The 12,388-nt window shown below is 40.2% G+C and carries 10 protein-coding genes, 1 rRNA gene and 1 other annotated feature; of the genes, 5 read left to right on the forward strand and 6 right to left on the reverse strand.

All coding sequences use genetic code 11. The features are described 5' to 3' along the window. From KHM83_RS02920 to KHM83_RS02945, 6 genes are all read right to left on the reverse strand, one after another. Nucleotides 1–215: ribosomal RNA gene (locus KHM83_RS02920) — 16S ribosomal RNA — on the reverse strand; the annotation flags it as partial. Nucleotides 216–1,043: 828 nt separating this feature from the next. After that, nucleotides 1,044–1,625, reverse strand: a complete 582-nt coding sequence (locus KHM83_RS02925) for an indolepyruvate oxidoreductase subunit beta (protein ID WP_213235412.1) — start codon at nt 1,623–1,625, stop codon at nt 1,044–1,046. Continuing rightward, complete coding sequence (iorA, locus tag KHM83_RS02930) at nt 1,622–3,406, reverse strand: indolepyruvate ferredoxin oxidoreductase subunit alpha (RefSeq protein WP_213235413.1); 1,785 nt, start codon at nt 3,404–3,406, stop codon at nt 1,622–1,624. Before iorA ends, KHM83_RS02925 begins: the two co-directional genes overlap by 4 nt. Nucleotides 3,407–3,687: 281 nt before the next feature. Beyond that, nucleotides 3,688–4,794 carry a tetratricopeptide repeat protein gene (locus KHM83_RS02935; RefSeq protein WP_213235414.1) on the reverse strand — a complete coding sequence of 369 codons (1,107 nt, stop codon included), beginning with the start codon at nt 4,792–4,794 and terminating at the stop codon, nt 3,688–3,690. A 115-nt stretch (nt 4,795–4,909) separates the two neighbouring features. Then, nucleotides 4,910–5,731 (reverse strand): NAD(+)/NADH kinase, encoded by an 822-nt coding sequence (locus KHM83_RS02940; RefSeq protein WP_213235415.1) that lies wholly within the window; start codon nt 5,729–5,731, stop codon nt 4,910–4,912. 2 nt (nt 5,732–5,733) lie between these two features. After that, nucleotides 5,734–7,539, reverse strand: a complete 1,806-nt coding sequence (locus KHM83_RS02945) for a B12-binding domain-containing radical SAM protein (protein ID WP_213235416.1) — start codon at nt 7,537–7,539, stop codon at nt 5,734–5,736. A gap of 68 nt (nt 7,540–7,607) precedes the next feature. Here KHM83_RS02945 and KHM83_RS02950 point away from each other — a divergent pair, with 68 nt between their 5' ends. The 5 genes from KHM83_RS02950 (at nt 7,608) to ilvA (ending at nt 12,376) form a co-directional block, all read left to right on the forward strand. Further along, on the forward strand, nt 7,608–8,111 hold the full coding sequence (locus KHM83_RS02950) for a hypothetical protein (protein WP_213235417.1): 504 nt from the start codon (nt 7,608–7,610) through the stop codon (nt 8,109–8,111). A 74-nt stretch (nt 8,112–8,185) separates the two neighbouring features. Beyond that, a complete protein-coding gene (locus KHM83_RS02955; protein ID WP_213235418.1) occupies nt 8,186–8,647 on the forward strand; it encodes a hypothetical protein in 462 nt (153 codons plus the stop codon). A gap of 130 nt (nt 8,648–8,777) precedes the next feature. Then, complete coding sequence (locus KHM83_RS02960; protein WP_246542846.1) at nt 8,778–9,461, forward strand: response regulator transcription factor; 684 nt, start codon at nt 8,778–8,780, stop codon at nt 9,459–9,461. A 7-nt stretch (nt 9,462–9,468) separates the two neighbouring features. After that, nucleotides 9,469–10,830 carry a HAMP domain-containing sensor histidine kinase gene (locus tag KHM83_RS02965; protein ID WP_213235420.1) on the forward strand — a complete coding sequence of 454 codons (1,362 nt, stop codon included), beginning with the start codon at nt 9,469–9,471 and terminating at the stop codon, nt 10,828–10,830. Between the two features lie 57 nt (nt 10,831–10,887). Continuing rightward, nucleotides 10,888–11,110 (forward strand) — a binding site (T-box leader). A gap of 57 nt (nt 11,111–11,167) precedes the next feature. Beyond that, nucleotides 11,168–12,376 carry a threonine ammonia-lyase gene (ilvA, locus tag KHM83_RS02970; protein ID WP_246542847.1) on the forward strand — a complete coding sequence of 403 codons (1,209 nt, stop codon included), beginning with the start codon at nt 11,168–11,170 and terminating at the stop codon, nt 12,374–12,376. Nucleotides 12,377–12,388: the final 12 nt, after the last annotated feature.

Raw genomic sequence — 12,388 nt, forward strand, 5'->3', positions numbered from 1 at the left:
TGTATCATGCGATACTAATGGGTTATAGGGTATTAATCACCGTTTCCAGTGGCTATCCCTTTGTATGGGGCAGGTTACCCACGCGTTACTCACCCGTCCGCCGCTTTCCTTTACTTCACTCACCCGAAGGTTCATTCCATAAATTCTCGCTCGACTTGCATGTGTTAGGCACGCCGCCAGCGTTCATCCTGAGCCAGGATCAAACTCTTAATTAAAAGTTGTTCCATTTAACTCGTTCAGAGCTAACTTTTCGCTTGAATTACTTCAAACGTTTCCGTTGGTTTCTCTCGAAACCTTATCACTTTTTTCTGTTAAGTCGCTTCCTCTTTCGATTTCACAAACTCAAAGAATTGCGTGTTTTAATTCATTTGCGCTATTCAATTTTCAAGGTCCTTCGGAAGTTTTTCAATACAGTAACTTTTCACAGAAAAGTTATGAGTTTGAAAAACGGTTTTGACATTAGTCAAAATCCTTCCTTATTTCTCATTGTATTTCTTCACCGTCTCAAAGTCTTTTCACGAACGTTTTTCGGTATTCGCCGATCATCATTCCGATTGTCCTTTACACATCCTTAACACCCTTCAAACTCAGTGTTTACAATGTGCGACAGCTTCTAAATTATATCAAACCTCTCAACCCTTGTCAATAACTTTTAACTAGAATTTTATGTTTGATTATCGCTCGCTCACTTCGCATTCAGTGCCCCGCTCACAAGCGACTTGATTATAATAACATTATCGTTATGCTACGTCAACACGTTTTTCAAAAGAAATATTATTCAGATAATTCATGCATTAACTTAACCTCTCTTTAACATTGGATGTGAACGCTTCAACCATTCTATTCACCGTTGTGATCCAGCACATTTGTATATCTAATCGCCTGCTTTTATGTTTATTGCAACTTAAAAGGTGCCATTTTAACCCGGCACCTTTTCATTTCTATTATTAAAAACCACTGTCTTGATCGTTTTTACAGCAACGGTCTATTTCCAACTTTAATCATTAAATAGCATTCATTGCATTATTATTATGCGCCAATCGTTATACCGTTACCGCATCCATCCCTATTTTGAGTGCTTTTAAATTAATAGCGACCAAGTTGGGTTTCACACATGCTTCGATTGCTTCTTCCCAGTTTGTAATCATTTCTAATCCCAAAGTCTTAATCAATGCACCCACAATGATGACATTCATCGTTTTGATATTACCGACAGATGTTGCAAGTGTCTCAGCATTTATCGCAATCGTATTGACTTTTGCCTTAATATCTTCTACAACGCCAGTTGGATATGGCACTTTACCAGTCAAAATAGGTGCCGATGGTATAGCATACGTATTGATAATCGCTTTACCATTTGATGACAGATACGGAAGCCATCGTTCGGTTTCCATTGTCTCATACGAAACAAGCACATCAGCTTTCCCCAAACCAATAATTGGTGAAAAGACTTTCTCGCCAAATCGAACTTGTGTTGTTACACTGCCACCTCTTTGCGCCATACCGTGAACTTCACTCATTTTTACGTCATAGCCACCCTTAATTAATCCGTAGGAAAGTATTTTAGATGCCAGAATAATCCCTTGCCCCCCAACACCGCACATTAGTACATTATAGTTTTTCATGCTTTGCCTCCTACTTTTTCGATTGCTTCGAATGGGCACGACTGCATGCAAACGGTACAGCCGATGCACATATATTTATTAATAGATGCCTTTTTAGCCGTCTGGTCAAAACTAATGGCAGGACACCCCGTCTTGACACAAATTTGACATCCGCGGCATTTGTCTTCATTCACTTTGCACATTCGTTTTGATAAATCAAATTCTTTTAAATCTTCTTTTGAATATTGTTTTAGCGCACATGGCCATCTCGTAATAATAACGGATGGACCTTCGTAAGTAAATGCCTCTTCAAGTGCACTATCCACTTCATTTAAATGCAGTGGATTAATGGTTTGAACATGTTCAATACCAATGGCCTTCACCAGATTCGGTATATCGATCATCGGTGTATCGTCACCTTCTAGTGTATAGCCTGAACCAGGATTTTGTTGGTGCCCCGTCATGCCTGTAATGCGATTGTCTAAAATGACACTTACTGTATTACCCTTGTTGTATGCAACATTTATCAGCGAATTAATGCCCGTGTGAAAAAATGTCGAATCACCGATAACCGACACGACACGCTTCGATACCTGATTGCGTTCAAATGCTTTTGAAGCGCCATGCGCCATTGAAATAGAAGCGCCCATGCAGATACATGTATCAAGTGCATTTAACGGTTCTGCTGCACCAAGTGTATAACAGCCAATATCACCTGTAACCATAACATTCTTTTTCTTTGACAAAGCAAAATAGAAACCGCGATGAGGGCAGCCGGCACACAAAGTTGGCGGACGATCTGCTAAAAGTTCATCATTGCTTTCAAGTAATTTTTCGGTTGTTCCCAGCAGCTTATTCGCGATGATATCTGGATTAAGTTCTCCAATATTCGGGATTTTATCCTTGCCAATACAAGCAATGCCACGCGCTTTAATCTGCTCTTCAATAAACGGTTCTAACTCTTCAATAACATACAAGGTTTCAACCGAATCTGCAAACATCTTAATCTTTTCAAAAGGTAACGGATACGAAAAACCAATTTTCAAGTAAGATGCATCATTGCCAAAAACTTCTTTTGCATACTGATAAGCAATGCCGGACGTAATAATACCAATCTTTTTATTACCCCATTCAATTTTATTTAGCGGCGTTTCGTTCGCGTAGACTTCCAGAGCTTTCAAACGATCTTCAACAACAGGATGACGTTTACGTGCATTGGAAGGTGCTGCAATAAACTGTGCCGGCTTTTTCTCATACGGAACGATCGCAACTTCTTTTCGATCTTCTACAGATACCAGACTCTTCGAATGACAGACGCGTGTCGTCATGCGGAATAACACCGGTGTCTGAAAAGTTTCAGAAATATTATAGGCAACTTTGATAAAATCTTTTGCCTCCTGAGAATCACTTGGCTCAACACAGGCAATTTTTGCAAATTTTGCATAATAGCGATTGTCTTGTTCATTTTGAGAACTATGGCAGCCCGGATCATCTGCTGATACAATGACGAATCCGCCTGTAACACCTGTATAACCCAATGTGAACAATGGATCTGCTGCAACATTGACACCAACGTGTTTCATTGCAGCAAGTGTTCTTGCCCCAGCAATTGATGCACCAATCGCCACCTCCATTGCAACTTTTTCATTTGGCGCCCATTCTGCATGCAGCGCCGCCTTATATTGAACCATCGACTCTAGAATTTCTGTACTTGGTGTTCCCGGATATGCACTAGCCACTGTTACGCCAGCTTCATATGCTCCTCTGGCAACCGCCTCGTTACCCGTCATCAATGCTTTCATCGTTAACATCTCCTTACATTTACATTTTTTGTTGAACTCTTAAAATATTTTTGTAACCACCCATAGTTTACATCTTTTCGCACAATTTTTCAACATATTTTGTAAGTGTTCAACAAATTTTGTAACCGCAATTTTTATTGAATTAATGATTCCTTAAAGACGCTGTTTTCTACAAATTATTTAGATTGATCATCCCCCATAAAAAAAATCGAACGCCGACACGGTCATCCCATTATGACCGTGTGCATTCGATTTTAACAAACTGATTAGCATTGTCGCTTTTAGTCAATGTACTGTTGAATATGATGAAACCACATTTGAATTACCTCATCATCCGGTGCAAGCGCATGCGCTTCGTCTATGGCAATAAAAGCATCGTCATAGGCCTTCATATGATAATAAACCACACCTTTATTGCAAAGATATTCTGGATTTTTCGGTGAAAGCCTTAATGCTTCACGATAATGCGCAAGCGCCTGCTCATAATCGCCAATCGCAATTAGACAAATGCCCGCTTCATTCATAGCTTGAATAAAACCGCTGTTTAATACTAAAACCTTCAAAAAATATGAAAGTGCATCTTCATAGCGCTCCTGCATTTTCAGCGCTAATCCGATAAAGAAATTGAGCTGCCACCAGTCATCGTGAATAGCTTCGATACTTTTTAACAATTCAAGTCCTTCTTCAAATCTTCCGTTCAGGATGTATTCACGACCGCGTTCAAACGTTGTACGATCTTCGACTCGACCAAGCGCACTGACAATTTCTTCGCGCATATCATACGAAAGATCAGTCTTTAATGCTTCAAGCCACGCAGCTTCTGCCTGAGCATATTTTTCTTCATTATAATAGAAGAAACCCAACGCAAAATGAACCGGCCCAAAATCCGGCGCCAGTTCGACCGTGCGATCGTAACAATGTTTAATAAACGCTAAATATTGTCGATCTTGATTTTCTCGATACAAATCATCAAAGGCACGCCCCATATTGTAAAGTGCGTTGACATTATTTTCATCTGCTACCAGCACGGCGTTGAAATGTAAAATCGCTTCGAGATATGCGCCTTTAGATGCTAAAGAAAGCCCTGTTTCTACAACTTTCTGCCAAATTGACGCATCTAACGTTTCAAGCTGTCGGATGTACGCTGAAGCGTGTTTAAAAGTTGGATCTGCACCAATTACCGTGACAACCCCTCTAATAATAGCTTCTGCCGAAATAGTATCAATTTGATCTTCCCTAATTTGAGCAGCCATTTTATGAAGGTAGACAGGCATTGGCAAAGACGTTGGCCATTTTCCAATTTCATTTTTTAATTCAATAAATATGACTTCTTCTAAAAAGCGCTTCAAAAGCGCTGCGTTTTTTAAATTAACATTTCCTTGTTTCATATAACTCCTATTTCCTAAATTTTCTGTCACTCATCCAAGCAGTTATAAATTGCTTGAATATCAATTTGAATATGTTGCCTCTCAATTTTAATGCATCAACTGGTATGGTTTTGGTCTATTCAATGAAGCGCAATATATTTTTGTCAATAATCTTTCTTTTAAACAGATCAAAATAGTTAAACTCATCTGAGCGAATAACGCGTATTTCATCGCCTTTATCAATGCGTACTTCAATGGATTCGATATATTCATCTGAAAGCCGATTGCCGTCACAAGCAACAATCACTTTGCGCCTGTTCGCCTTTTCAATGGTTATTTGAAGTTTTGTATTTTCCGGTACAATCATTGTTGATTTAAGCGGTCGGTTAACACTATTGTCATTCGGCGTCATCGGTGTAATCTGATAAACGGGAATATCTGAATGCACAACAGCACCACCCGCCCATATTGCATAGCCGGTTGCCCCCATCGGCGTCGAGACAATTAAACCATCTCCGGTGAAATAATTAAAAGGTGATGAATCCAAGTATATTTTAGCTTCCATCAGTTTTGGTTCTTCATGCTTAATCAAAATCTCATTAAATGCCAAATCATTAAAATAGTCACCATGAATGGTCTTCACGCGCACTGATAATAATGGATAATGGTTCACACGATAATTTTTACTGTCAAGGACTTCGTAGATTTTTTCAAGATGATCCGGCATAATCGTCGTTAAAAAGCCTAGTGTTCCAGTATCAATGCCGACAAAGGGCTTCTTTAAATGTCTATATTTACGTATGGCGCTAAGCATGGTACCATCGCCACCAATCACGACAACAACGTCAGGATTATTATTTACAATTTCTTTATCATCATTTTTCAACAATTCGATCAGTCGATCGCGCACCTCTATTGAAAACGGTTTTACATTATGATGTATCAATATTCGCTTCATCGCTATTCACACTCCAGAATTTCGTTTACGGCATGGACTTTTGAATGCACCACGCTGCCCGTTGGAACAGCGTAGTCAAACAGTACAAGTGATAATTGCTCTAAAACTTTCGTGTAATTGGTATTGATTAGCGCTATTATATCATATTTGAAGGCGACAATATTCACCGTTTTTAGAATTTCTTTCCCTGAAAGTGCACGGTATTTCGGATTAATGCCGGCAATTGCTTCATTATGATGCAAATAAGCCAGTCGTTTCGCATTAAACCTCGGTAAATTCGGCTCATCAAAGAAAGGGCGCCGTCCCTTCATATTCGCACTGTTGTAGTCAAATTTCAAGAGATCCGCGATAAGCGCGCATGGCGCCTTATTCTCAATTGCAAAAGCATATAGCGCATCATATGATGCGGTCATCCCCAACGGTTGATCAAATAAACCTTTACGACGAAAATCATCTGCCAGTTTCAAATAGAACTGATGAGGTGAAATACCAAACCATTTCGTTAAATAGGTCATTGTTGTATTAAATCGGCCGGAATTGTGATAACGCTCTACGAGCATCTCTATCTCTTTTAACCGACACATCGTCTCAAATGACATCCACTGATTGGAAAGCACTTCGAAAGGGGCTTGTCGTCTTACTTTGTAGCCAAACATTTCCAGCTGTGTAGCAATATGTGTCCCCTTCAATACTTTTAAGAAGCCAAGTTGAAGCTGGTGGGCTCTTAGATTGTAAACGGTATCGAACGATTCATAAAAACTCGTTTCTGTTTCATAGGGCAAACCTGCGATCAAATCAACATGGATATGTGCCTTCTGAAGTGCAATGAGCGCCTTGACATTTTTAAGCAGTTTCTCTTGATTCATATTGCGTCTAATCGCCTTTAGTGTTTCTGGATTCGTCGTCTGAATCCCTACTTCAAATTGAACCAAGCCCTCTCGCATCTTTTCAATACATTCAAAATAATCTTCATCCAACAATTCTGCTGTTATTTCAAAATGGAAATTGGTAATCCCATTGTCATTCTCGCGTATATAATTTAAAATGCCAAGCGCATGTTTTTTATTGACATTGAACGTCCGATCAATAAATTTAACTTGCGGCACATTGGCTTTTAAAAAAATAGCCAAATCTTTATAGACCGATGTCAGTGATCGGAAGCGTACAGCGCCGCAAGCCGAAGACAGACAATAACTGCACTGGTATGGGCAGCCACGCGTACTTTCATAGTAGAGTATGCGATTTTCAAACGCTTTGAAGTCATCATAGGGAAATGGTATTTCATCAAGCGGATTGATGGGCGCCATCATTGCATTAATCTGAATTGCACCATCAGGCCCTCTGTATGCTAAGCCGTCAATATTTTTCAAGCATGCAATGGTCTTTGCTTTCCCAGTCGTATCCACAGCATGCGGCAGCGCTTCGTAGATACGCTGAAAAACACGTTCGCCTTCTCCCATTAATATGCCATCGACAAAAGCATATTCTCTTAAGTAGAATGATGGTGCATAACCGGGTTCTGGCCCACCTAAAAATATTGCCGTTTCAGGGTGCAATAAGTGATAATTTTCTAATAAGGTCAATGTCTGCTCAATATTCCAGATATAACAGGATACGAAAACAGCATCATAGCAACCTCTTTCAAGATGTACCAACACATCATCCAAATTATGATTAATGGTAAATTCCTTGAGAATCAACACTGCATCACTTCTGGTACCATGGTCCTTTACATAATGGTACATGCTGTGGATCGCAAGATTTGAATGGATAAATTTTGCATTTAATGTCATTAACAGTATTTTCATTTGCACTCCAATTTTATGATTTATTCAATTAAACTATGGTATACTCTAATTAGACAGGAGGGATGTTTATGGCAATGATGTCTTCAAGGTTAATTCGCCACGATATTTGTAAAGAAGAATTTCAACAGATGGGTGCCCAAGTCATCGATATACAGGGCATCATGTTTTTGGTCAAATTTAACGTCAACGGTTATAAAATATCATACGCATATCATTTAAACGAAGATAACACTTACATTTTAGAACGCATTAAACCCTATTTCCTGACTATCGGCTTTTACGAATACGAAGAAGATATTGTCGACGTAATCCGCACCGATATTGATCAGTTCAAAAACGCAATGAAATCTTCAAATTTCGATCAATTTATTGATATTGACAATCACTTAAGTAAATTGGTCCGGCTCTTTGAAGATCTGTATCTCTATTATAATATCAATAAAGAGGATTTAGCAACCTTAGATGATTCCGTCGACTGCATCCTCACCAATATTAAAGATATTATGTCAAAATCAACACGTGTCTATACGAAAAAGGATCCGGACGTTCTCAACAGTCACATTGAATTTTAAATTTATATGTTTTCTCCATATTTCCTCCATATTTCTTAGGTATGATGATATCAAATTAAAGGAGGTATTCAAACATGAAACTTAAAATCTTTTTAACCTTTTCATTACTCGTGGTTTTAACAATGGGCATTCTCTACGCGGCAACACCATATGAAATCGTAACTGATCTCACAGACCTTACGGCTGATCAATGTTATGAGCTCCGTACATCAGGCCTTACCTACGGCGAGATCGCCGAACAATATGGCGTCTATGATGAATTTTACGATGCCATGCAAACAGAACGCGAAGAACGTCTGGATGCACTTGTAGAAGCAGGCCGCATCACAGAAGAGGAAGCAGACACGATGCTCGAAAACTGTGATCCAAGTAACCCGCAATACTTAATGCAAGGCTACGGCATGGGACTTGGGCGCTCTGCAGATGCAAACGGCAATGGTTTCGGCGGTAGAGGCAACGGATTTGGCGCTGCAAACGGCGGTGCAGGTTTAGGCGGAGGCGGCTACTGCGGCGGCTTAGGCAGCTTCAACAAGTAATCACATTAATCGCCCTGTAGCTATAAAGCTATAGGGCTTTTTTTGAAAGTATGATGTTTCAAATGTAAAGTATTTTGCAGATAATTCTACTAAAAAATACGATGAGCTCAATTTATTGAAGGAGGACATTTTGAAAATTCTCGTCATTGAAGATGAACAAAATCTACTTGAAGTTATTCGCGATTACCTGCTTCGTGAATCGTATGAAGTCATAACTGCGTTAAATGGTGTTGATGCACTCAAGGCATTTGAGCAGGAAGCACCAGACTTCATCATCACTGATTTGATGCTCCCCGATATTTCAGGTGAAGAAATTACTGCTATTGTACGAAAAACGAAAACAATCCCCATTATTATGCTGACTGCCAAATCACAAACCGAAGATCGAATCAACGGTTTAACAGTCGGCGCAGATGATTACATAACCAAACCTTTTAGTCTTAGAGAGCTCATTCTCCGCGTTAAAAATCTCGAACAGCGTGTCTATGGCGCCGCTGCTGCTGCTGTATTGTCGTTCCCCGCATATCAGTTAAAAATAGATAAAGAAGCCAGAACCGTTTTCATTGGCGCAGAAGAAGTTTTACTTACAAAGTTCGAATTCGATTTACTCTTGCTGATGGCCAGCAGCCCCAATCGCACCTTTACACGTGAACAGCTCATTGAAGCAACTGCCGGTTATGATTATTTCGGCTATGACCGAACCATTGACACACACATAAAGAATCTTCGAAAAAAATTAGATCAAAACGAAGCAGGACATAAACCAATCAAAACCGTCTATGGCGTCGGCTATAAATTTAATGATCTTAAATGAGGTAACTATGAGCTTTTCTCAGTATCTAAAAAAAAATATGACACGGGTCATTATCGTTGTGCTGCTACTCGTTTTAGTGATTGTCAATATTGGCATTAAACTTTTTTTTAATCAATATCTGAATCAAAAAATTGAAGCAAACGATTCCATTGTTATTGAAACAATCCGAAGTCTTGCCGAAGCGAATGATTTGAATTATTCGAATTTTGAAGCACTGTCCATCACCAACAATGCATACATCATCGCATACAATAACGGCAATATTATTTTAGAAACCAACAATCCCAATAGCAATGCCAACAGCAGCGCTAACGGCAGAGGCATGATGGGACGATTTAAAGTCCTGTCCTCTTTAGACAAATCACAACTGACTTTTCGAGAATATCCCATAAGCGGTTCCGATCGCCTAACAACAGTTTCTATTGGAAGGTCTATGGAAATTCTTTCAGACAGTGATGAAGGCAATTTTTTATTTGCTATCAACGCTGTCGTCATTGTCGTTTTTCTATTAGCATTCCTGCTGCTCAGGATGCTGATGACACGTCTTTCAAAAGCCTTTTCCGAACCTGTTGATGCACTCGTTGACCAAGTTGACCAAATTGCAAATCATCATGCACTATCGCCATTGCCGGAAGGTCATTTTATAGAATTCAATAAATTATCGGAAACGCTGTTTGATCTCAATGAAAAATTAAGCTACCAGGAACAGCTCCGCAAACGCTTAACCTCTGATTTGGCGCATGAATTAAAAAACCCTCTCGCCATTCTCAGCTCTCATATTGAAGCATTTTTGGATGGTGTTTGGCAGCCTACGAATGAACGCCTTGAGAAATGTGGTGATGAAATCAAGCGACTGACCAATCTCATCAATGAGCTTTCTGAACTCACGGCACTTGAGGGTACGATGAACATCGAAAGGGCACCAACCAACTTATCAGAACTGCTTAAAAACGTTCTTGCCCAATATGATGCCGTCGTATTAGAAAAACAGTTAACGCTTTCTGATGAGATTCAATCATCTGTTACCGTCGCACTTGATCCCCGACGTATGGTTCAAGTCCTGATTAATTTAATGACAAATGCCGTAAAATACGCGCGTGAATCCGGAGGCGTCACTGTTAGACTCTTCACTGAAAACAACGTTGCAGTACTCGAAATCATTGATGACGGCATTGGCATCTCAGAAGCGGATTTACCGCACATCTTTGAACGCTTTTACCGAGCAGACACGCTTCGCGGCAAAACAACGGGCGGATTAGGCATCGGCCTCTCCATTGTTAAAGCAATCTGCGATGCACACGGCTTTACCATTCATGTCGACAGCGTACTAGACGTCGGTACAAAATTTACGATTGTTATGCCATTGTAGATACAAATTACTCGCTTGACTTTGTGAAGAATAAATGATAATATTCTTTTTAAATAATCAAATGCATCGATGGAGTTTTGTTAATATTTGCAACACATCCCAGAGAGTCGGGTTCGCTGAAAACCGATATGAGTCAATATTAACGCATCCCTCCTGAGCAGTGTACCTGAAATTTTATTAGGGTACAACGGTTAGTCTCGTTATTCGACTTAGGTTTGATGGAACCGAATAAGTGGTGTATACAATTAAGGTGGTACCGCGGGTTAATCTCGTCCTTACAATTAAGGACGGGATTTTTTTGTTCCATCTCCAATATCAAATGTGGAGGAAAAGTATAATGAATCAAGAAATCTTTGGCAAAATCGAAAAGGCACAGGATCGCCTAAAAGGCATCATTGCGCCCACACCACTTGTTTACAGCGACGTCTTTAGCCGCGAATGCAAAAACGAAGTCTTTATTAAGCCGGAAAATTTTCAGAAAACAGGTGCTTTCAAAATAAGAGGCGCTTATAACAAGATTGCATCTTTAACAGAAGAACAGCGACAAAAAGGCGTGATCTGCTCCTCAGCCGGGAATCATGCACAGGGTGTTGCCTTTGCTGCAAAAGAGCTGGGATGTAAAGCAACCATCGTCATGCCAATTACAACGCCACTCATTAAGGTCAATGCGACTCGCAATCTTGGTGCTGCGATTGTTCTCCATGGCGACTGCTATGACGACGCCTATGCAAAGGCCTGCGAACTGCAATCAGAATATGACTATACGTTTGTTCATCCTTTTAATGATGATGATGTCATTGCCGGTCAAGGCACCATCGGCATGGAGATTATGGCCGAACTGCCAGATGCAGAATACGTTCTCGTTCCCGTCGGTGGCGGCGGTCTCATCAGTGGTATTGCCGCTGCCATTAAACACATCAATCCAAATGTTAAAATAATCGGCGTTGAACCCGACGGCGCAATGGCCATGAAACAATCACTCGAATCTCGTGAACGCATCAAACTTTCGTCAGTACACACGATCGCAGATGGCGTCGCCGTAAAAGAAGTCGGCGATAAGTGTTTTGATTACAGCAAAGCATATGTCGACGGCGTCATTTCAGTCTCCGATTATGATATTATGGAAGCATTTTTATTACTTATTGAAAAACATAAAATGGTATCTGAAAATGCGGGTGCTCTAGCGCTTGCAGGCCTAAAAAAAATCCCGGCGGTCGGCAGAAAAGTTGTCTGCCTCGTATCTGGCGGCAATATTGACGTGGTCACTGTTTCATCAATGATCAACAAGGGCCTTAGCAGCCGTGGTAGAATATTCTGTTTTTCTGTCGAGCTACCAGACATACCGGGGCAACTCCTTGCTATTTCCAAAGTCCTTACTGAACTGAACGCCAATGTTATCAAACTCGATCACAATCAATTCATGAATCTCGATCGCTTTATGCACGTTCAGTTACAGGTTACTGTTGAAACCAACGGACATGACCATATCAATCAGATTACCAGTAAATTGGAATCTATCGGTTATACTGTGACACGCGTTTATTAAACCTTTTTCTAT

The organism is Fusibacter paucivorans (assembly GCF_018390735.1).
GTDB lineage: Bacteria > Bacillota > Clostridia > Peptostreptococcales > Acidaminobacteraceae > Fusibacter > Fusibacter paucivorans.